General features: G+C 37.3%; 22 protein-coding genes. 12 read left to right on the forward strand and 10 right to left on the reverse strand.

The window, feature by feature from the left end:
* Positions 1-8: 8 nt before the first annotated feature.
* Positions 9-371 (forward strand): hypothetical protein, encoded by a 363-nt coding sequence (locus tag AB8525_RS08325; protein ID WP_369177354.1) that lies wholly within the window; start codon positions 9-11, stop codon positions 369-371.
* 12 nt (positions 372-383) lie between these two features.
* On the opposite strand, the gene AB8525_RS08330 is transcribed toward AB8525_RS08325, so the two are convergent.
* Positions 384-1,025: a class I SAM-dependent methyltransferase gene (locus AB8525_RS08330; protein WP_369150843.1), complete on the reverse strand. Its 642-nt coding sequence runs from the start codon at positions 1,023-1,025 to the stop codon at positions 384-386.
* 100 nt (positions 1,026-1,125) lie between these two features.
* Positions 1,126-1,284: a hypothetical protein gene (locus tag AB8525_RS08335; protein ID WP_369150844.1), complete on the reverse strand. Its 159-nt coding sequence runs from the start codon at positions 1,282-1,284 to the stop codon at positions 1,126-1,128.
* A gap of 127 nt (positions 1,285-1,411) precedes the next feature.
* On the opposite strand from AB8525_RS08335, the gene dnaE reads away from it, so the two are divergent.
* Entirely contained in the window at positions 1,412-4,882 is a 3,471-nt protein-coding gene (gene dnaE, locus AB8525_RS08340) for a DNA polymerase III subunit alpha (RefSeq protein ID WP_369177356.1), read from the forward strand.
* Here dnaE and AB8525_RS08345 read toward each other — a convergent pair.
* From AB8525_RS08345 to ribD, 3 genes are all read right to left on the reverse strand, one after another.
* The gene (locus tag AB8525_RS08345; protein ID WP_369177358.1) at positions 4,870-7,164 is read right to left on the reverse strand and encodes a DNA internalization-related competence protein ComEC/Rec2; all 2,295 of its coding nucleotides are present in this window, start codon (positions 7,162-7,164) and stop codon (positions 4,870-4,872) included. The genes dnaE and AB8525_RS08345 overlap by 13 nt on opposite strands.
* A 345-nt stretch (positions 7,165-7,509) precedes the next feature.
* Positions 7,510-8,703, reverse strand: a complete 1,194-nt coding sequence (gene coaBC / locus AB8525_RS08350) for a bifunctional phosphopantothenoylcysteine decarboxylase/phosphopantothenate--cysteine ligase CoaBC (RefSeq protein ID WP_369150849.1) — start codon at positions 8,701-8,703, stop codon at positions 7,510-7,512.
* Complete coding sequence (gene ribD, locus AB8525_RS08355) at positions 8,700-9,713, reverse strand: bifunctional diaminohydroxyphosphoribosylaminopyrimidine deaminase/5-amino-6-(5-phosphoribosylamino)uracil reductase RibD (protein ID WP_369179051.1); 1,014 nt, start codon at positions 9,711-9,713, stop codon at positions 8,700-8,702. The genes coaBC and ribD overlap by 4 nt, the downstream gene beginning before the upstream one ends.
* An 89-nt stretch (positions 9,714-9,802) precedes the next feature.
* Here ribD and recA point away from each other — a divergent pair, with 89 nt between their 5' ends.
* Complete coding sequence (gene recA, locus AB8525_RS08360; protein WP_369177360.1) at positions 9,803-10,846, forward strand: recombinase RecA; 1,044 nt, start codon at positions 9,803-9,805, stop codon at positions 10,844-10,846.
* Positions 10,847-10,865: 19 nt separating this feature from the next.
* Entirely contained in the window at positions 10,866-11,246 is a 381-nt protein-coding gene (locus AB8525_RS08365; protein WP_369150854.1) for a regulatory protein RecX, read from the forward strand.
* On the opposite strand, the gene AB8525_RS08370 is transcribed toward AB8525_RS08365, so the two are convergent.
* The gene (locus tag AB8525_RS08370) at positions 11,199-11,417 is read right to left on the reverse strand and encodes a hypothetical protein (protein ID WP_369177362.1); all 219 of its coding nucleotides are present in this window, start codon (positions 11,415-11,417) and stop codon (positions 11,199-11,201) included. The two genes, AB8525_RS08365 and AB8525_RS08370, sit on opposite strands and share 48 nt — an antisense overlap.
* Positions 11,418-11,516: 99 nt before the next feature.
* On the opposite strand from AB8525_RS08370, the gene AB8525_RS08375 reads away from it, so the two are divergent.
* Entirely contained in the window at positions 11,517-13,304 is a 1,788-nt protein-coding gene (locus AB8525_RS08375; protein WP_369177363.1) for a S8 family serine peptidase, read from the forward strand.
* A 102-nt stretch (positions 13,305-13,406) separates the two neighbouring features.
* Positions 13,407-13,544: a hypothetical protein gene (locus tag AB8525_RS08380; protein ID WP_369177364.1), complete on the forward strand. Its 138-nt coding sequence runs from the start codon at positions 13,407-13,409 to the stop codon at positions 13,542-13,544.
* Between the two features lie 142 nt (positions 13,545-13,686).
* Here AB8525_RS08380 and AB8525_RS08385 read toward each other — a convergent pair whose 3' ends face one another.
* Positions 13,687-13,836 (reverse strand): hypothetical protein, encoded by a 150-nt coding sequence (locus AB8525_RS08385; protein ID WP_369150286.1) that lies wholly within the window; start codon positions 13,834-13,836, stop codon positions 13,687-13,689.
* Between the two features lie 97 nt (positions 13,837-13,933).
* Here AB8525_RS08385 and AB8525_RS08390 point away from each other — a divergent pair, with 97 nt between their 5' ends.
* Both AB8525_RS08390 and AB8525_RS08395 read left to right on the forward strand, forming a co-directional pair.
* Positions 13,934-15,346: a S8 family serine peptidase gene (locus AB8525_RS08390; protein WP_369177366.1), complete on the forward strand. Its 1,413-nt coding sequence runs from the start codon at positions 13,934-13,936 to the stop codon at positions 15,344-15,346.
* Positions 15,347-15,448: 102 nt separating this feature from the next.
* Entirely contained in the window at positions 15,449-15,859 is a 411-nt protein-coding gene (locus AB8525_RS08395) for a hypothetical protein (RefSeq protein ID WP_369177368.1), read from the forward strand.
* Here AB8525_RS08395 and AB8525_RS08400 read toward each other — a convergent pair.
* Entirely contained in the window at positions 15,846-16,007 is a 162-nt protein-coding gene (locus AB8525_RS08400) for a hypothetical protein (protein WP_369177370.1), read from the reverse strand. The two genes, AB8525_RS08395 and AB8525_RS08400, sit on opposite strands and share 14 nt — an antisense overlap.
* A 564-nt stretch (positions 16,008-16,571) precedes the next feature.
* On the reverse strand, positions 16,572-16,790 hold the full coding sequence (locus tag AB8525_RS08405) for a hypothetical protein (protein WP_369177372.1): 219 nt from the start codon (positions 16,788-16,790) through the stop codon (positions 16,572-16,574).
* Positions 16,791-16,794: 4 nt separating this feature from the next.
* On the opposite strand from AB8525_RS08405, the gene AB8525_RS08410 reads away from it, so the two are divergent.
* The 4 genes from AB8525_RS08410 to AB8525_RS08425 are packed head-to-tail and all read left to right on the forward strand — an operon-like array spanning position 16,795 to position 20,218.
* Complete coding sequence (locus AB8525_RS08410; RefSeq protein WP_369177374.1) at positions 16,795-16,974, forward strand: hypothetical protein; 180 nt, start codon at positions 16,795-16,797, stop codon at positions 16,972-16,974.
* Entirely contained in the window at positions 16,958-18,760 is a 1,803-nt protein-coding gene (locus AB8525_RS08415; RefSeq protein ID WP_369177376.1) for an ABC transporter ATP-binding protein/permease, read from the forward strand. Before AB8525_RS08410 ends, AB8525_RS08415 begins: the two co-directional genes overlap by 17 nt.
* Entirely contained in the window at positions 18,750-19,856 is a 1,107-nt protein-coding gene (gene tgt / locus AB8525_RS08420; RefSeq protein ID WP_369150878.1) for a tRNA guanosine(34) transglycosylase Tgt, read from the forward strand. The genes AB8525_RS08415 and tgt overlap by 11 nt, the downstream gene beginning before the upstream one ends.
* A complete protein-coding gene (locus AB8525_RS08425; protein ID WP_369150881.1) occupies positions 19,853-20,218 on the forward strand; it encodes a hypothetical protein in 366 nt (121 codons plus the stop codon). Before tgt ends, AB8525_RS08425 begins: the two co-directional genes overlap by 4 nt.
* On the opposite strand, the gene mrdA is transcribed toward AB8525_RS08425, so the two are convergent.
* Complete coding sequence (gene mrdA / locus AB8525_RS08430; protein WP_369177377.1) at positions 20,198-22,042, reverse strand: penicillin-binding protein 2; 1,845 nt, start codon at positions 22,040-22,042, stop codon at positions 20,198-20,200. The two genes, AB8525_RS08425 and mrdA, sit on opposite strands and share 21 nt — an antisense overlap.
* Position 22,043: the final 1 nt, after the last annotated feature.

Below are 22,043 nucleotides of genomic sequence, written 5' to 3' on the forward strand. Positions count from 1 at the left end.
AGAATAACATGAAAAAACTATTAATAACAATATTAACTGCATTTGCGTTATCGCTACAAGTAGGTTGTGCATCAGAGAGTGGTTATTCTGTAACCAAGGTTGCACCTGCTGCTAAAAAGGCTTCTAACGATGGCTCTTCTTCTTATAAGTCTGCCTTAAAAGCAGCTAAGAAAGAAATCAAGAAAGCTAAAAAAGCAGGTATGCTTTGGAAAACGATTGGTGGTAAAAAAGGGCTTTTAGCGAAAGCAAAAAAGTTGGAGAAGAAGGGTAATACTGTAGGCGCTATTAAGCTTATTAATATTGCTAAGGCACATGCAATTCTTGGTCAAAAGCAAGCTGTTGACCAAGCTAATGCAGGTCCTAAATTTTAAGACTATTTAACATTATAGAAAAAATACCCCTTTATTGGGGTATTTTTTTGTCCGAAATAAAAAATAATTAAAATCCTGTGTCGTACCATTTGGGTGGGGATGGGTTTCATGGGTGGTTTTAATGAGTTCAAAATCAGCACCTAATAGGCGAGTAATTTTATCAGTATCGTATTGCACTATATTGAGGTCAGAGCACTGCTTTGGACCTGTGGGTGAAAAGGTAGATAGTAGGAAATATCCATCTGATTTAAGGTGTTGTTTGAGTTTTTCTATGTAAGTTTTCTGGTCTTTTTCGTCAGTCAAAAAATGAAATACAGCACGGTCGTGCCAAAGGTCAAATCGTGATTGTATTTGCAAATCCAAAATATTGTCATTATAAAAATGCACTTGCTCAAGGCAATCTGCTAATCGAATTTTCATTACCTCTATTGCGCTTAACGAAATTTCCAACAAAGACAAATGCTGATATCCTTGTGCCAACAAATTATCCGCTAACACTGACACGCCACAGCCCACATCAATAATTGTAGCGTCCTTATCAACAACATCCAAAATCCAATCCAACGAAATCGTTGAACGAACTTGATGCCAACTGACCTCATTATGATTTTTGTTTTGGTGGAGTGCATTCCAATGTGCGCGTATATCTGCCATGTGATTGATTATAGTATAAATTTAAGTGCGTATAAAATCATGTGTTTATTATAGGGTAGAGTGAATTTTGGTTTAACCTTTTTTTTCGTAAGCAATCATTTTATTGTTTTAAATAGAGACCTTTGCATAAATAGGGATGATTAGCAAAATGACAGATTTTATTAAATTGGAAATTTTTTAAATCCACTCCTAGCAGGGCTAAGGGTGTTTTTAAAAAGTTTGTAATTTGATGAAAGATGGCGTTTTGATGATTATTCATATTTATGCAAAGGTCTCAAATAGAAGTATATATTTGATGACAATAAATAATTAAAGGTGGGGTAATTATTAGGATTTTTTAGTTGTAAAATGAAACTTAATACCTCATTATTTTTTATATTTTTTAGATGTCCACTACTGATTTTGTTCACCTTCATTGCCATAGCGAATATTCTGTTGATAGTAGTTTAATTCGCATTTCTAAATTCGTTACTCAAGCGAAAGATTTGGGCTTGAATGCGATTGCATTGACGGATAATAATAACTTATTTGCAGCAGTTAAATTTTATAAGGCAGCTAAAGAGGCGGGTATCAAGCCGATTTTTGGTGCAGAAGTTACGCTTAAAGGGGAAGAGAAAAATTCTTCTTTGTTGTTGCTGTGTCAAGACAGAAAAGGGTATTTAAACCTCTCTGAACTCATCTCTTTGTCCTATCAAACAGGGGAAGGAATGGAGGGTGCGAATATTACCCTTGAACAATTACAGCAATACAATCAAGGGTTGATACTGATTGCCCCCCCTGTGCATAGCGATATCGCACAAGCACTGCTTGAGAATAAAATATCTGAAGCGCAAGAAAAGGCACAATTTTGGCAACAATTGTTTGGCAATCGGTTTTATTTAGGAGTGCAGCGTACCAATCGAACCAATGATGAGCAATGCCTGCATCTTTGTTTGAAATTGGGTTTGGCGTTTGATATTCCTTTGGTGGCAACAAATGATGTTCAGTTTTTAGAAAAAGACGAATTTGAAGCACATGAAGCGCGTATTTGTATTACTCAAGGTGGTTTTTTAGACGATGCACGACGCAAGAAACGCTATTGTGCTGATCAATACCTGAAATCTAGTGAAGAAATGAATGTGTTATTTTCTGACCTGCCTGAAGTATTGGTTAATAGTGTTGAGATTGCCAAACGCTGCAATGTACATTTTGAGTTAAATGATAAAAATTATTTACCAGACTTTCCTGTACCTAAGGGGCTGACGATGGCTGATTTTTTTTCTCAAGAATCTAAAACGGGATTGGAAAAGCGTTTAGAGGGGCTTGAAGTTGAAAGAAAGATTTATGATGATAGATTAGATTTTGAACTCTCAGTCATTAACAAAATGGATTTCCCAGGGTATTTCTTAATTGTTGCTGATTTTATTCGCTGGTCCAGAGAAAATGACATCCCTGTCGGACCTGGTCGTGGATCTGGTGCAGGTTCATTAGTCGCATATGCACTCGGCATTACTAATGTTGACCCGATTAAACACGAGTTACTATTTGAGCGTTTTCTAAATCCTGAGCGTGTGTCAATGCCAGACTTTGATATAGATTTCTGCACCGATCGCCGTGATGAAGTGATTGAGTATGTTTCGAGAAAATATGGCTCTGAGAAGGTATCCCAAATTATCACTTATGGCACTATGGCAGCAAAAGGGGTGGTGCGTGATGTGGGGCGTGTTTTAGGACACCCTTATGGTTTTAGTGACCGCATTTCTAAGTCTATACCGAATGACTTGAAAATCAATTTATCGCGTGCATTGGGGCGTTTTTCAGAGGATGATTCTCAGGAAAATAAAGACAAGTGGTTTTCAGAAGAATTGGCAAATCGCTATGATTCTGAAGAAAGTGTGACTGCCTTGATAGATTTATCTTTAAAGCTGGAAGGTTTGGTGCGTAATGTTGGTACACACGCAGGCGGTGTATTGATTGCTCCGAGTAAGATTAGTGATTTCTGCCCGACTTATAAAGCCAGCGATGAAGATGGAGTAGTATCGCAGTTTGATATGAAAGATGTGGAAGCAGTCGGGCTGGTTAAGTTTGATTTCTTGGGTTTGTCAAATTTAACCGTTATTGATAAAACCGTCAAACTCATTCACGCCAAAGGTTTGAGCGAAGAATTGATTGATATTGATACTTTGCCATTGGACGATGATGCGGTATATGAATTGTTGCAACGCTGCGATACCACTGGTATTTTTCAATTGGAATCGGACGGAATGCGTGGGTATTTGAAAAAATTGCAGGCGGATTCATTTGAAGATATTGTGGCAATGTTAGCACTCTATCGTCCAGGTCCACTTGATGCAGGCATGGTAGATGACTATATTAATGTCAAGCACGGCACGCAAAAAGTCAAATATCCACACCCAATGTTAGAAGGACTTTTGGCACCGACGAATGGCGTGTTCTTGTACCAAGAGCAAGTAATGCAATCAGCACAAGTAATGGCAGGTTACTCCTTAGGTGGTGCGGATTTATTGCGTAGGGCAATGGGCAAAAAAATTGCTTCGGAAATGGAAAAGCAACGCAGTGTCTTTGTTAAAGGTGCGGCAAAAAATGACATTGATGAGAAAAAAGCCAATGAAATTTTTGATTTAATTGATAAGTTTTCAGGCTATGGTTTTAACAAATCTCACTCGGTAGCTTATGCCTATGTGTCCTATCAAACAGCGTGGCTAAAGTCACATTACCCTGCTGCCTTTATGGCATCGGTGCTTTCACGAATGATGGATGACACGGACAGAATCAATTTTACCGTAAGTGAAGTGCGAGCGATGGCGTTGTTGATTAAAGGCCCGAATGTGAATGAATCTTTATATGAATTTAGCATCAAAGATGCAAAAACTCTGACTTATGGCTTAGGTGCAATTAAAGGTGTAGGTGAGGCAGTAGTTGAAATTTTGGTTGCCGAACGAAACACTAATGGAGCATACCAAGATTTGTTTGATTTTTGTATGCGCATTGAAAAAAGAGCACTAAATAAACGCGCACTTGAAGCGTTAATTTATAGTGGTGCCTTGGATGAATTTGGGGTGGACAGAGCAGTGCTTATTAAGACTTATCCGAGTGCAATGAAGCAAGCAGAACAACGGCAAAATGACCATTCAAGTGGGCAAAATGCGTTGTTTTCTGAAGCACAAGGTTGTCAAGAATATGAAGTGCATTATGAGTCTGTACCACCATTTTCATTCCGACAAACACTGCAACTTGAAAAGAGTGTGTTGGGTTATTATTTTTATCAGCATCCGACAGATGAGTATAAGGATGATATTAAGGTATTTTCTGCGACTTTACCTAAGGATTTGACTTTTAGAAATAATAAAGAAGTGCGGATATTGGCGTTGATTTCTGATGTGTATTATCGCACCACGAGAAAGGGCGACCAAATGGCATCTATCGTTCTTGAGGATGGACAACTCACTTTAAATGCGGTTATTTTTTCCAAGATATTGGCAATAGAAGGGGTGAGTGAACAATTAAATATTGATGCAGTGGTAGTGGCTTCGGGCACTATCGAAAAAGACGATTATCGAGATGGCTGGCAATTGGTGGTAAATAAAATTGAAACTATTGATATAGTTAAAGAAAGATACGCCAGAAGTTTTGAAATATCGCTCAACCATCAACACTTAAAACTGTTTGAACAATTGGCAACCTTACTCAGGCAAAATCAAGGACGATGCCCAGTTAAATTGCATTATCAAATTAAAGAATCCAGCGGTTTTATGCAGTTGAATAATGAGTATGCTGTGAGCCCAAATCAACAATTGATAGAAACTATTAACGCTTTGTTAAGTTCTAATGCCAGTCATGTTAATTACTCACATTGACGCAAATAATAGCGTTTGGCGTTTTTTCTGTATTCTTGAATTTCAATTTTGTCGCTCAGAAATACATCAATTTGTCCTGAGCAATCGGTTTGCAGAGTTTTGATTCCGTTGTATTGATAGCGTTTCATTACTGCTTTACTCGGGTGTCGGAAGCGATTTTGAAAACCATTTGAAATGATGATTAATTCGGGCGATACTGCAGTTAAAAATGGCTGTGTTGAAGAAGTTCTACTACCATGATGTGGTGCTATTAAAAGATTGCTTTTTAGTTTTTCTTTTTTATTTTTCACAAGATAATACTCAGCTTCTTTTTCAATATCACCTGTCAATAGCGCACTGTATTTTCCATTAGAGACTTTCAGGACGCAGGATGCATTATTGCGTTTAAAGGTAGATTTTTTATCAGGATTTAAGATTTCAAACAATATTCCATCCCATTGCCATTGTTGCCCTGCCTGGCAATTTGTCACTTTTACTTGGATTTTTTCAGGCACAGAACTGAGTATTTCACCTACCTGAAAGTTTTCTAAAATATTGTTAATCCCGCCAATATGGTCATTATCCCCATGAGAAACAATGACTTTATCTAAGTATTGAATGTGTTTTGCCTGTAAATAGGGGGTAATGACGCTGTTACCCAGATTAAAACCAGAAGGATATCTTGCTCCAGTATCAAATAATAAAATATGGTTTCTGGTTTGTACTACATGGGCCAATCCTTGTCCAACATCAAGTGTGCTAATGCGCATTGAACGACTGTCCATCTTTTGATTGGGTGTCAAAAATAACAACCCTAAAATAGGAACGGAGAGCCAACGCAGTTTTAGCCCTTTTGGCGATATAGCAATAAATATTGCTAAGATAAAGAGTGTTAAATCCACTAAGGAAGTTTGCGCATAATGCCATTTGTGAAACTCAAATTGTTGCAATTGCTCTAACAATATGGACAAATAGAGCAAGGCTTGATTAGCAATTGAAAAAACGATTTCCGCTAATGTAGTGAGTCCAATAAAGTTAAATAAGGCACCAAGTAGAGCAAATGGGGTGATGATAAAACTGAACACAGGAATGGCAACTAAATTGGCAATTGGAGAGATAATTGAAGCTGTTGAGAAAAACCAAATAGTGAGTGGCAGTGTAGAGAAACTGATTAATAATTGGATGTAGATGAGGCGATAAAACCAAGATTTTTTCTGGTGTTGTTTGGTGCCATAGATAATCACTGCTACTACATAAAAAGACAGCCAAAAACCAACACTAAGTACACTCAGTGGGTTGTTGAGTAATACCAAAAGTAATGCTAAACTATATAATTGCCAAATATTATGATGGCGTTTTAAGATGATTGACAGAAAAACCACACTTGCCATAATGAAGGCGCGGCCTGTGGGGATGGAAAATCCAGCAATCAATGCGTATAAAAATGCAACAAACAATCCAAAATAGGCGCCCGTAATTTGTGCGGGTAATATCAAACTCAAACGCGTAGAACGACGCCAAAAGAATTGCACCAGCAAAAATGCAAAGCCAGAAATAAGCCCAATATGCAAGCCAGAGATAACACTAAGGTGTGTGGTATTAGTCGCTTTAAAGAGCTCCCAATGTTGATTGCTAATCAAAGAACGGTCACCGATAATGAGAGCATTAAGCACACCACCAAATTTTTGCTGATTAAGAATAGGGGATAAGGTTTGGCGGATGGTTTGTCTGATTTTATCAATCGATGAAATCGACTGACTAGGTTCAATTAATTGATTGAAAGATGAATTTTTTACATAGCCAGTCGCATCAATGCGTTTATAAAATAGCCATTTTTCATAATCAAAACCACTCAAATTTTGGTAACTGTTATTGTGTTTTATTTTGAGTAATAACCGCCAAGTATCCCCCACCTGCAATTCAGGTACAAAAACTTTTTTATGACTGTACCAAGCAAGTTTTAATTGTCCTGAAAAAGGGGATTTCGCTTGAAAAAAGAATTTGGTATTGTGCTTCGTTTTTTCAGGTAATTTGACAATCTTACCTGTCACTAAAATGGGCTTATTAAGGTATTTTTCTGTGATTTGAGTGTTAAGTACTTGTGTCGATATAATTCCCATCCAGGCAAAACCTAGTAAGAAAAATATCAAACCTAAACTGATGGCTTTATAACGCTTAAAACCCGCTAAAATTACTAAAAATAATACGAAAAATGCCACCCACTCATCATTGGTAATTTGCAGTGTATTTTTGAGTGAAAATAGCAGGATTCCAAACAGGAAATTTAAGGCATAAATAAACATAAATAGTTGCAATAAAATGACACGGTAATTAAGTTGAGCGTTAATCGTATTATTATTTTATAATAACCTATGAAACACTTGATTTAATGCGTGAAACAGTAAAAGTTTTCCCCTATAACGAAATAAAAGTTAAATTGTCACATTAACACAGAATATTACTTCTAACTATTTTTTATAAATTATTGATTTTTAACGATAAAAAATAGTTGATTAATTTTTATACAAAATTATAAGAAATCGCAATCTATCAACATTTTTTGCTATTTTAATGAAGATGTTCACAGAGTTATCCACAGTTTTGTGGGTAACTTTCTTGAGTGTTGATTTAACAAGGTTTTAGTGTGTTTATAAAAATTTTTCAGTTAATACATCAATAATCTTTCGAGCAATTTTTTGTTTGCTATTTTTTTCGATTTTTTGACTGTTTTTTGTAGTCAAAAATAGCACTTCATTTTTATCACTTTTGAAGCCAAAATCGGGCTTAGAAACATCATTTAAAATAATTGCATCACACCCTTTGTTTTTTAACTTATTTTTAGCATTTTCAGTCAAATTTTGGGTCTCTGCAGCAAAGCCGATACAGATTGGTTTTTGTGTTAATTGACAGACTTTTTTTAAAATGTCTTTGGTTGGTGTTAATTCCAAAATTAGATTTTCATTTAACTTTTTAATCTTGTTTTTTTCAACATTTTTAATGCAATAATCACTCACTGCAGCACAGGCAATAAAAATGTCTTGCCCGGCAATATTTGACATTACTGCTTGATACATTTGCTCGGCACTCATCGCTGAAATTGCAGTCGCTTTTGGGTTGAGATTGATACCAATATTGCCGTGAATTAAAGTTACTTGCGCACCCGCTTCGATACAAGCATCAGATAATGCCGAGCCCATCTTGCCACTTGAATGATTGGATAAAAATCTCACAGGATCAATCGCTTCAATCGTCGCACCTAGGGTAATCAATACTTTTTTGCCACTCAACTTGGTGCTTTGAAAAAGCATACTCACTTGTTGAGCAATATCCACAGACTCAGCCAAACGCCCTTCACCAATATCACCACAGGCTTGTTCGCCACTCTCAGGTTGAATAATGGTTGCTTGTTGCCTAATTAAAGTATTTAAATTTTCTTGCACACTGTCAGCTCTATACATTTGTTGATTCATCGCAGGGGCAATCAGTAGTGGACAATCATTTGCTAAAACTACGCTACTGAGTAAGTCATTCGCCTTACCTAACGCCAAATTGGCAATAGTATTAGCACTTGCAGGGGCAATTAAAATAGCATCTGCCCATTTTGCCAATTCAATATGTCCCATTGACAACTCAGCTTCTTTATCCCACAAATTATGATGTACTTTATTTTTAGAGGTTACTTGCAAAGACAATTCAGTCACAAATTGCGAGCCAGATTGCGTTAAAACCACACGCACCTCCGCACCCAAATCCTGTAAGCGACGCACGATATCGGGGGCTTTATAAGCAGCAATTGAGCCACTCACACCTAAAATAACATTTTTATTGGTAAGTGTTTTCATTTTAGTATTGCTGTTATTTTGATGTCTTCGCCAACCATTCTAATATCTTTAATAGTGAGTGCTAATTTGTCGCCCATTGTTTGAATTGGCAGATTTATCATTGAATTGGCGCCATTGCCCATTAATATCGGTGCCATATAAATAATGAATTCATCCACTAATCCTGCACCCACCATTGCGCCAATCAAATGAGGCCCTGTTTCAAGTAAAATACTATTAACACCTTGGATTGCTAATTGCGAGAGAATATCGTTTAAATCTAATTTTCCAACACTATTGACTTTGGTATTCTCAGTGTTAAAAACTTGTGTTTCAGCATCAGTTGAAAAAATATTCAAACTCATGTCAGTAATTTGGTTTTTACCATCCACCACTACGCGTAATGGCTGACTATTAAGCGTATCAAGGCGCACAGTCATTGATGGATTGTCATCTAATATAGTGCCAGAACCTGTCATAATTGCCTGATGTTGGGCGCGTAATTTTTGCACATCTGCTCTTGCTGACTCACCCGTAATCCATTTGCTTTCACCTGATGCCATTGCCGTTTTTCCATCCAAACTCATGGCAATTTTGCAAGTTACAAAAGGTAAATTGGTTTTCATTCGCTTGATAAAAGTACGATTTAGTTGCTTGGCTTCATCTTCAAGTAACCCGATTTTAACAACAATACCTGCGTCTTTTAACATTGCTATACCCTTGCCACTTACCAAAGGATTAGGGTCAAGCGTAGCAATCACCACGGATTCAACACCTGCATCAATAATCGCTTGCACACATGGCGGTGTTTTTCCTTGATGTGCACAGGGCTCCAAAGTGACATATAGCGTTGCATCGTTTGCCTGATGGTTAATTTTTGTTAATGCATCAATTTCTGCATGGGCTTCGCCAAAAGTTTGATGATAGCCATCAGCAATAATTTCCCCATTTTTGACAATTACACAACCCACCATCGGGTTAGATTGGACGCCATATTGCCCCTTGCGAGCAAGTTTGAGTGCCAGCGACATAAATTGCGTGTCATTTGTTGAAAAAGTTACCACAATGTATCCAATTACTCGTAAAATTAAACGCTTATTTTAACCTAAGGAGAAACATTATGGATGAGCAGAAAAAACAAGCTCTAAAATCAGCATTAGCACAGATTGACAAACAATTTGGCAAAGGATCGGTGATGTTTCTTGGTGATGAAGAAGCAAGTTCAGACATTGAAGCCGTTTCTACGGGCAGCCTAAGTTTAGATATTGCACTCGGCATCGGCGGTTTGCCAAAAGGGCGCGTGATTGAAATTTATGGTCCTGAATCTTCAGGTAAAACCACTTTAACCTTACATGTAATTGCAGAAATGCAAAAACTCGGTGGCACAGCTGCCTTTATTGACGCAGAGCATGCCCTAGATCCACAATATGCAAGAAAATTGGGTGTCAATACAGATGACTTGTTGATTTCTCAGCCTGATACAGGCGAGCAAGCGTTGGAAATCACGGATATGTTAGTGCGTTCAGGTAGTGTTGATATTGTGGTGATAGACTCGGTAGCTGCACTCACGCCAAAAGCAGAAATTGAAGGCGAAATGGGTGCATCGCATATGGGTTTGCAAGCGCGTTTAATGTCTCAGGCCTTGAGAAAATTAACTGCTAATATTAAGAAAACCAATACGATGGTTATTTTTATTAATCAATTAAGAATGAAGATTGGCGTAATGTTTGGCAACCCTGAAACCACTACGGGTGGCAATGCTTTGAAATTCTATGCATCCGTGCGTTTAGACATTCGCCGTATCGGTGCTATTAAGAAAGGCGATGAAATTATGGGTAACGAAACCCGTGTTAAAGTGTTGAAAAATAAAGTCGCACCACCATTCAAACAAGCAGAATTCCAAATTCTTTACAACGAAGGCATCTCTCGTGAAAGTGAAATCATTGACTTAGGTGTTAAGCACGAGTTGGTAGAAAAAGCAGGGGCTTGGTATAGTGTTGGCACAGAAAGAATTGGACAAGGCAAAGACAAAGCACGCGATTATTTAAAAGAACATCCAGAAATGTGTGCTGATTTAGAAGCGAAAATTAAAGCCATCGTTTTAGGTTCGGATGAAGAGGAAGCGAAAGCCAAACCAAAGGCTAACGCTAAAGACGCTGAGTAGAACCGCTTACAATAGTGCTATGGAAATGCTCGTAAAACGCGAGCATTCTTATGTGGAGCTTTATAAAAAACTCATTCAATGGCACGAAGACGACGAAGTTACCCTGGCATTAGAGAAACTTAAAAAAGAGAATTATCAATCTGATGAACGCTTTACCAATGAATTTATACAAATGCGTTTTAACCAAGGCAAAGGTCCAATTAAAATTGCTATGGATTTACGACAACGAGGCATAGAACATTTTGATTTATCAGAGCATGATTTTTTTGCTTTAGCAAAAAACATTAGAATTAGAAAATACGGAGAAGAAGCACCCAGTAATTACAAAGAAAAATCCAAACAACAACGCTTTTTACAATCTCGTGGATTCGACTTTGAACAAATTAATCATTCTTTTTAATAACAAATAAAGACCTTTATATAAATTGAGACCTTTGCATAAATAGGGATGATTAGCAAAATGACAGATTTTATTAAATTGGAAATTTTTTAAATCCACTCCTAGCAGGGCTAAGGGTGTTTTTAAAAAGTTTGTAATTTGATGAAAGATGGCGTTTTGATGATTATTCATATTTATGCAAAGGTCTCTATTTGCATAAAATTTATGAAAAAGTCTTAAAAAAATAGCGTATAATCTTTTCTATAACTTAACAATAATGGAGATAAAATTATGGAATTAGATAATTACACAGGTAAATATACAGGTGCTGGGCAAACCATCGTTGTAATTGATCAAGGTATTTCAACTAGTTACACTAACAGCAATGTTGTTTATTCTTATGATTTTGCAGGCAACGACAACGACGCAATAAATAGTGGCGGTAATCATGGTGGACAAGTTGCGAATGTTGCTCAAAATGTGGCTTCTGGTGTTAAAATTATTCATTTAAAAGTATTTTCAGATGGCTCATCAGTTGCGTATTCTTCTGATATTGAAGAAGCATTACAATGGGTGGTTGCCAACACAGATGCTTATAATATTACTGCAGTTAATTTATCCTTGGGTTCGGGCAATGTACAAACGCCAACTACTTGGTCAGGTTCTGATGAATATCAGGCACTTGACGACAAAGGTGTGATTGTTACCGTTGCTTCAGGTAACAGTAAGGCATCTTATAGTTATGACGGTGTTAATTATATGGCTTCTAGTGAGAGTGTTATTTCAGTTTCTGCTACTAATGAGAATGGTGAATTTACCAGTTTCTCGCAACAGCATAAGGATTTAACTGATGTTGCTGCCTTAGGTAAAAATATCAATGTGATTGATAATAATGGTATTGCACACTCAATTTCAGGCACTAGTTTTTCTGCGCCAACCATTGCAGGTTCTGCTGCAGTCCTGCAAGAAGCAGCAATGGATTTATTAGGGCATAAATTAACCGATGAAGAATTCTTAGATCTAATACAAAAAACTGGCGATAAAGTAGGCGGGTATACCATTAATGAAGGTGCAACAACTACAACTACAAATACAACAACTACAAATACAACTTTATTTAATAAAGACACTTTGGTGCAGACACAATCAGCAGGGGCGGCAGTAGAGGTGCCACAAGTTATTATTCCTAAAACTGACCCAGGGCTTGTTGTAGATGATGGCACAATTCTAACCGCTCAAAAAATTGGTGCATTAACCGCAGGTGTTAAATTATTACAAGATTCAGTGACTAAGGAAACAGACGATAAAGACTTTTTTCAGTTTGAGTTGAGCGCTAATGGCAAGGTTGATTTCTTATTGTCTAACTTATCTTCCGATGTAGACTTAAACCTTTATGATAGTAGCGGTAAATTGCTTCACATCGGTTGGGAGTGGGGCAGTGTTGATATTGGTTATCAAAAAACATTGGATGCAGGTACTTATTATGTAGGAGTAGATTATTACGATGGTTACAATAAAGGAGTCACTAGCACTTATGATTTGAGTTTAACTTTGAGTGATGTGTCTCCTGCTCCAGAACCAGAGACTCCTGTGCCGACACCTAATTCAGATGGCACAATAGCAACAGCCAATAAGTTAGGTACTTTGAGTAATGGTGCTAAATTATTACAAGATTCAGTGACTAAGGAAACAGACGATAAAGACTTTTTTCAGTTTGAGTTGAGTGCTAATGGCAAGGTTGATTTCTTATTGTCTAACTTATCTTCCGATGTAGACTTAAACCTTTATGATAGTAGCGGTAAATCGCTTCACAACGGTTGGGAGTGGGGCAGTGTTGATATTGGTTATCAAAAAACATTGGATGCAGGTACTTATTATGTAGGAGTAGATTATTACGATGGTTACAATAAGGGGTTTACTAGTACTTATGACTTAACTTTAACTTTGAGTGATGTCGTATCACCGAATCCAACGCCTAGTTCTCCTGTTGGCTATACAAAGATTAATCTTGCGAATGCTGTGACTTATCTAGAAACACACCAAAACGAATATAACGATCAAATCGTTTTGGAAGCTTAAGCGTTGCTAAAGTTAGCAAAAACAGCAGCACTATTGCTGCTGTTTTATTTTGTAGGCAATGTGACTTATGCCATAAACACCAATAGTTTTGAACAAAAAAATATGAATAATCAAATCCTTGAAATAACACCCGAGTATATTCGTCAAAACTGGATTTTTGATACTCAAGTCAATAACTCATCTCGCTTTGCCGTTATGAAAAATGCCAAAGAATGGCAAGATTTTTGGCATGATATTTAGTAAAATTCAATTTTTACCCCTCAAAAAAAGGTGTTGATAAGAATGCTCAATTGGTGATTTTCTTAAACTCAGTTCTAGCAGAGATAAGGCAGGATTTAAAAAATCGTCAAGTGGGTGAAAAGTGAATTTTTGATAAGCATCTCTATTTGAGACCTTTGCATAAATAGGGATGATTAGCAAAATGACAGATTTTATTAAATTGGAAATTTTTTAAATCCACTCCTAGCAGGGCTAAGGGTGTTTTTAAAAAGTTTGTAATTTGATGAAAGATGGCGTTTTGATGATTATTCATATTTATGCAAAGGTCTCTATTTGCATAAAATTTATGAAAAAGTCTTAAAAAAATAGCGTATAATCTTTTTTAATTTAACGATAATGGAGATAAAATTATGGAATTAGATAATTACACAGGTAAATATACAGGTGCTGGGCAAACCATCGTTGTAATTGATCAAGGTATTTCAACTAGTTACACTAACAGCAATGTTGTTTATTCTTATGATTTTGCAGACAACGACAACGACGCAATAAATAGTGGCGGTAATCATGGTGGACAAGTTGCGAATGTTGCTCAAAATGTGGCTTCTGGTGTTAAAATTATTCATTTAAAAGTATTTTCAGATGGCTCATCAGGTGCGTATAATTCTGATATTGAAAAAGCATTACAATGGGTGGTTGCCAACACAGATGCTTATAGTATTACTGCAGTTAATTTATCCTTGGGTTTGGGCAATGTACAAACGCCAACTACTTGGTTAGGTTCTGATGAATATCAGGTACTTGACGACAAAGGTGTGATTGTTACCGTTGCTTCAGGTAACAGTAAGGCATCTTATAGTTGTGACGGTGTTAATCTTTTGGCTTCTAGTGAGAGTGTTATTTCAGTTTCTGCTACTAATGCGGATGGTGAATTTACCAGTTTCTCGCAACAGCATAAGGATTTAACTGATGTTGCTGCCTTAGGTGAAAATATCAATGTGATTGACAATAATGGTATTGCACACTCAATTTCAGGCACTAGTTTTTCTGCGCCAACCATTGCAGGTTCTGCTGCAGTCCTGCAAGAAGCAGCAATAGATTTATTAGGGCATAAATTAACCGATGAAGAATTCTTAGATCTAATTCAAAAAACTGGCGATAAAGTAGGCGGGTATACCATTAATGAAGGTGCAACAACTGCAACTACAGATACAACAACTACAGATACAACTTTATTTAATAAAGACACTTTGGTGCAGACACCAGAACCAGAGACTCATGTGCCGACACCTGATTCAGATGGCACAATAGCAACAGCCAATAAGTTAGGTACTTTGAGTAATGGTGCTAAATTATTACAAGATTCAGTGACTAAGGGAACAGACGATAAAGACTTTTTTCAGTTTGAGTTGAGTGCTAATGGCAAGGTTGATTTCTTATTGTCTAACTTATCTTCCGATGTAGACTTAAACCTTTATGATAGTAGCGGTAAATTGCTTCACAACGGTTGGGAGTGGGGCAGTGTTGATATTGGTTATCAAAAAACATTGGATGCAGGTACTTATTATGTAGGAGTAGATTATTACGATGGTTACAATAAGGGGTTTACCAGTACTTATTATGTAGGAGTAGATTATTACGATGGTTACAATAAGGGGTTTACCAGTACTTATGACTTAACTTTAACTTTGAGTGATGTCGTATCACCGAATCCAACGCCTAGTTCTCCTGTTGGCTATACAAAGATTAATCTTGCGAATGCTGTGACTTATCTAGAAACACACCAAAACGAATATAACGATCAAATCGTTTTGGAAGCTTAAGCGTTGCTAAAGTTAGCAAAAACAGCAGCACTATTGCTGCTGTTTTATTTTGTAGGCAATGTGACTTATGCCATAAACACCAATAGTTTTGAACAAAAAAATATGAATAATCAAATCCTTGAAATAACACCCGAGTATATTCGTCAAAACTGGATTTTTGATACTCAAGTCAATAACTCATCTCGCTTTGCCGTTATGAAAAATGCCCAAGAATGGCAAGATTTTTGGCATGATATGTCATCTACTATGGATGCTCCTAACTGGGCTTGGGCTGAAGGAGATGTTGCTGTATTCATATTTCTAGGAAAAGACCTACCAGGCGGTACTGGAGTACGGCTCACTACGATAGACTATCAATCCGAACAAGACTCAGCCACACTCTTTTGGAAACTTAAACGAGATTTAGACGCGATTTCCGTTACCGCCTTTCAGGATATTTGGACAGTGTTTATACTTAACTCAAAATCCAATTCAATTTTTAATAAAATAAATAACATCGTTAAAATTTACTAAAATTGAGACCTTTGCATAAATAGGGATGATTAGCAAAATGACAGATTTTATTAAATTGGAAATTTTTTAAATCCACTCCTAGCAGGGCTAAGGGTGTTTTTAAAAAGTTTGTAATTTGATGAAAGATGGCGTTTTGATGATTATTCATATTTATGCAAAGGTCTCAATTAATGAATACTTGTAGGCATTTTTTTATTCAAAGAATTAGGTATTCACAGGCAACACCTGCGCCCATCTCCGATGTTTGGGTAAGTGATAATTAGCAGGTATTTTAAACGAGTTAGGTAACTATTTGTCGGGATTGGTGCTTTAGTGCAATAGTCCTACAAACCTGGACACATTTTAAGTTACTTTCTTTAATTCAGCTATATTCTGAACGGATATTAAATGCTCAATCGCTAAATTAATTCTTTTTGTAGAGACTTTTGCATAATATAGAGATGATTAGTAAAATTCAATTTTTACCCTCAAGAGTATTGAAAAAAATGCTAATTGGTGATTTTCTTAAACTTACTTCTAGTAGTGGCAAGGCAGGGTTTAAAAAATTGTCAAGTGAGTGAAAAGTGGATTTTTGATAATTATTCCTATTTATGCAAAGGTCTTGAGTAAAATATTCACTCTGCGTTCACCGCTGTATATCAAATATCCAAATAGGGAGCGTGAGTAATTGAAGAGTTATTTGAGCACAAAAAAAATATCTGTAATACAGAATTTATTTGATTAAGGGTAAGATTAAGGATGATGGTCCTTGGTGTCTAGGGGGGGGCGAGTTTTCATGTATTAGAATGAGACCTTTGCATAAATAGGGATGATTAGCAAAATGACAGATTTTATTAAATTGGAAATTTTTTAAATCCACTCCTAGCAGGGCTAAGGGTGTTTTTAAAAAGTTTGTAATTTGATGAAAGATGGCGTTTTGATGATTATTCATATTTATGCAAAGGTCTCAATGTAATCACACGCACCCGCAGATGTATGAGATGCACAGTTTTTGTAAGACGGAATTAATGCAGAATCCAGTGCAATCTAGAAATAAAAAGGTGGTTAAAATTGCCTTAGAGAAAGGAGCAATTTTGCCTGAGAATTACCCAATTAACGATGAAAAATATCAATAAACAAACCAAAGCTTATGACTTCAAAACACAGGATATCAAGGTACTAAAGAAATTAGCCCCTTATTTGCTGAAAATGCGTGGGCGTGTTATTTTGGCAACGCTGTTTCTTATCGCTGCCAAATTAGCCAATGTGGCAGTGCCAGTCGCACTTAAAGGTATTGTTGATGGGCTTGACCAACCCGATATATTGGTGGTTTTACCCTTGGGTTTGTTGTTTTCTTATGGGGTATTGCGTCTCAGCAGTGCTTTGTTTAATGAGTTGCGAGATGCGGTGTTTGCTCGGGTGCGTTATCATGCAATGCATTTGATTGCTTTGGGGGTATTTAAGCATTTGCATACGCTGGATTTGTCTTTTCATTTAGACCGTCGTATTGGCGGCATTACTCGTGATATTGACCGTGGCACGCAAAGCGTTTCTACCTTATTGTCTATTTTCGTCTTTAATATCATCCCTTCATTTTTTGAGATTGCGATGGTAGTTGGATTGTTGTGGATAAATTACGATGTTTTTTTTGCTGGGATTTCATTAGCAACGGTGTCATTTTATATCGCATTGACTTTGGCAATCACCACTTGGCGGATGAAATATCGTTACGAGATGAATGATATGCAATCTGAGGCAAATACCAATGCAGTGGACAGTTTGATTAATTATGAAACGGTGAAATATTTTAATCGGGAAGATTTTGAAGTGAATCGTTACGATAAAACGATGGGGCGTTGGGAGGATGTGGCAACCAAGAGTTTTACTTCAATGACAGCACTCAATTTTGTACAATCTAGTGTGATTGCTGTGGGGGTAACAATTATTTTAATTATGGCAGCGCAGGGTGTGGTTGAGCAGACATTGGGCTTGGGCGATATGATTATGATTCAGGCGCTATTACTGCAGTTGTTTTTGCCACTCGGTTCTTTGGGTATTGTTTACCGACAAATAAAACATAATTTTATCGATATGAACAATCTGTTTGATTTGTTGGACCGTCGTGCAAAAGTACAGAATGCTAAAAATTCACCTGCCTTAAAAGTGAGTCAAGGCAAGGTTGAGTTTAAGCAAGTTTCTTTTGCTTATGAAAATAAAAATAAAACTTTAAAAAATGTGAATTTTACTATTGAATCAGGCAAAAAAGTGGCTATTGTCGGGCAATCTGGGGCGGGTAAATCTACCTTGGCTAAATTACTGTTCCGATTTTATGATGCGAGTAACGGTGAAATTCTGATTGATGGGCAAAATATTAAAACCGTGGATAAAAACTCGCTACAATCAGCAATTGGCGTGGTGCCGCAAGACACGGTAATGTTTAACGAAAGCATTTATTACAATATTGCTTATGGCAAACAGGGCGCAACTCAGCAACAAGTAGAGGTAGCGGCAAAAGCAGCTTTTATTGATCAATTTATTGATGCGTTACCTGATGGCTATGATACGATAGTAGGAGAGCGAGGACTTAAATTATCAGGTGGCGAAAAACAGCGTATGGCGATTGCCAGAGTGCTACTTAAAAATCCACCCATTTTAATTTTTGATGAAGCCACTTCAGCACTTGATTCTTACTCAGAAAAAATGGTGCAAAAAGCCTTAAAAGAATTGGGTAATGAACACACCACTTTGGTCATTGCACATCGTCTTTCTACCATCGTTGATGCTGATAAAATTATCGTCTTAGGCGAGGGTACGATTCTTGAACAAGGTACACACGAAGAATTATTAGCAATGCAAGGTAAATACGCGCAACTTTGGCAAATGCAGTCAAGCAAGCGAAAGGACACAAAAAATGAAATTTAATTTAAAAAATACAGATACTAAAGCCCGCCGTGGTACTTTATCTTTTACACGAGGCAAGGTTGAAACCCCTGCCTTTATGCCCGTTGGTACCTATGGCACGGTCAAAGCAATGACCCCCGAAGAGGTACAAGAACTCGGTGCACAAATTATTCTTGGTAATACTTTTCACTTGGCGATTACTCCGGGAACTGAGGTCATTAAAGCCCATGGTGATTTGCATAATTTTATGCATTGGCAAGGGCCAATTTTGACGGATTCAGGCGGTTTTCAAGTATTTAGTTTGGGAGATATGCGTAAAATTAGCGAGTCAGGTGTTGAGTTTCGTTCGCCTAAAAATGGCGATAAAATTTTTATGGGACCCGAAGAGTCAATGCAAATTCAGCACGAATTAGGCTCAGATATCGTGATGATTTTTGATGAATGCACCCCGTATCCTGCTGATAAAATCATCGCAGATAAATCTATGCAACTTTCATTGCGTTGGGCACATCGTTCAAAAGAGGCACATGAAAAATTAAACAATCCGAATGCTTTATTTGGCATTGTGCAGGGTGGTATGTTTGAAGATTTACGATCTCAATCGGCAACGGCTTTGATGAATATTGGCTTTGACGGTTATGCAATTGGCGGTTTAAGTGTGGGCGAACCCAAGGCGGAAATGATTAAAGTATTGGATTATTTACCCGAACAATTGCCTGCCGACAAACCCCGTTATTTAATGGGCGTCGGCACGCCAAGTGATTTGGTGGAGGCGGTTGAACGAGGCATCGATATGTTTGATTGCGTGATGCCAACCCGCAATGCGCGCAACGGCTATTTATTCACCTCAACCGGTATTGTCAAAATTCGTAACGCACAATATAAATTAGACATAACTCCCGTAGATAAACGCTGTGGTTGTTATACCTGTAAAAATTATACCCGATCCTACTTACACCATTTACAACGCAAAAATGAAATCTTAGGAGCGCGACTCAATACCATTCACAACCTACATTATTACCAAGATTTAATGGCAGGTATGCGAGAAGCCATTGAAAATAATGCATTTGTCACCTTTAAGCAAACTTTTTACGCACAACAGGAAACACAATGAGTAAACGATTATTATTTTTCGTTGATGAGGGTGGTTTTGACGACTTTACCCCTTTGTTTCAGCAATTAGGCTTTACAGTGGATTTTGAAGATTCACAAAGAAGGGCAGTTAAATCAGCCAAGAAAAACCAATACGATGCTGTCGTATTAGAGTTTAGTCACAATCCAGAATTCCGTGACCGTGTGAGTAATATTGAGTCATTATTAGCCACTTTAGAGGGCAATTCCCCAGAAGCGAAAATTATCATTTTATACGATGAAATTAACCAGCCACAATTGGACCAACTCAAAGCACGCTATAAAATGGACAATACCCTTACTTTCCCCATTCAAGAAGTACAGTTACAAACCTTTCTTAGCTAATTTTTTAAAATAAATATCCAATACTTTTTTAGCCAGTGGTGCTGCTTTCGCACTGCCACTACCCGCATTTTCAACAATAACTGCAATCACAATTTTAGGGCTTTCAATTGGTGCAAATCCAGTAAATAGTGCATGGTCGCGTAAGCGTTCATCAAGATTGGCAGCAATATATTGCTCTTCTGCGTCCAATCCAAATACTTGTGCCGTCCCTGTTTTTCCTGCTAAAGTATAGCTCAATTTTTTATTGAGCCTTCTACCCGTGCCTTTTGGTGAGTAAATGGTGCGTTTCATTCCATCAATCACATTCTCCCAATTATGAATATCTTTAATCGGTATTTGCTTACTATAGCCTCGCACCACTTCTTTGATTACCTCGCCAGAAACCTGTATACTTTTTAATATTTTTGGTTGGAAAATTACCCCTTTATTGGCCAGCGCCGCCGTAGAAACAGCCAGTTGTAATGGGCTAGTCGTCATAAAACCCTGCCCAATCCCTGTAATCAAAGTTTCCCCACGATACCAAGGCTCATTCTTATTGATTTTTTTCCATGCTTTTGAAGGCAAGATGCCGCCGCGTTCCCCGGGAATGTCAATTCCTGTTTTTTTGCCAAAGTTAAAGAGTTCTAAACCATCATGCAAATTATCAATGCCCATCTTGTTAGCCAGTTCATAAAAGAACACATCGCAGGATTGTGCAATAGAATCTTTTACATTCACCACCCCGTGCCCAGAGCGTTTCCAGTCGTTAAACTTTCGTTTGACATTAGGCAGTTTAAAAAAACCTGGGCAGTAAGATTCACTGTGAGCAGTAATCAGCCCTTGCTCAAGTCCTGCGAGTGCAACCATCGGCTTAACTGTCGAACCTGGAGGGTATAAGCCTTGAATGGCACGATTGAGTTGGGGGATATCTTTTGAAGTTTGTAATTGCTTATAATTCTTGTGAGAAATGCCATTTACAAACCAGTTAGGGTTGTAAATAGGGGTGCTCACCATCACCAATACTTCACCATTCGTGGCATCAATGGCAACAATTGAACCGCGTCTTCCCTTGAGCAAAGATTCGGCTTTTTTCTGCATATCCAAATCAATGCTTAGATATAAATCCACCCCTGTTTTCGATTCTTGGATGATTTCGGTGTTGACAACACGCCCAGCAGCATTGCGTTCTATTTGTTTTTTTCCATTTTTTCCGTGTAATAGTGTTTCGTATTGTCTTTCAATACCTGTTTTTCCGACAAAAGAAGTGCCAAGGTAATCCTCTTTGTTATAGAAACTTTTGTCCTTTTTATTCATCCTTGAAACATAGCCGACCACATGCACACTGGAAGCACCATTAGGATACACTCGGTGAAAATAAGGCTCAATATCAATTCCAATAAAAGGGTTGTTGACTAAAAATTCTGCCACTTGTTTTTCACTAAGTTTGTGCTTTAAAGGAATACTATGAAAATTTTTATAACGCCCCCTATATTTTTTAAAAGCGGCAATATCTTTGTCGTTAATGAATTTTCGTTCTTTAAGCGCTAACAGTGTTTTGACAATATCCTTGGTTTTTTCAGGCGTGAGTGTTAGTCTGTAAGCAAGTTGATTGGTGGCAAGAATTTTCCCATTACGGTCAAAGATATCGCCACGCGTTGGTGTAATCGGCAGCGTACGCATTTGATTGCCTAGAGATTCTTCAGTGTAATATTCGTAGTTGTTGATTTGCAGGTTAAAAACTCTTGAGATTAAAATGATGGTTAAAATCAAGATAAAAGCAATGGATAGAATTACTCTATTAGAAAAAATCTGACTTTCCAACGAAGTGTTGCTAATTTTATTCATA

Source organism: Candidatus Thiodubiliella endoseptemdiera, from assembly GCF_964212635.1.
In the GTDB taxonomy this organism is placed as follows: domain Bacteria; phylum Pseudomonadota; class Gammaproteobacteria; order PS1; family Pseudothioglobaceae; genus Thiodubiliella; species Thiodubiliella endoseptemdiera.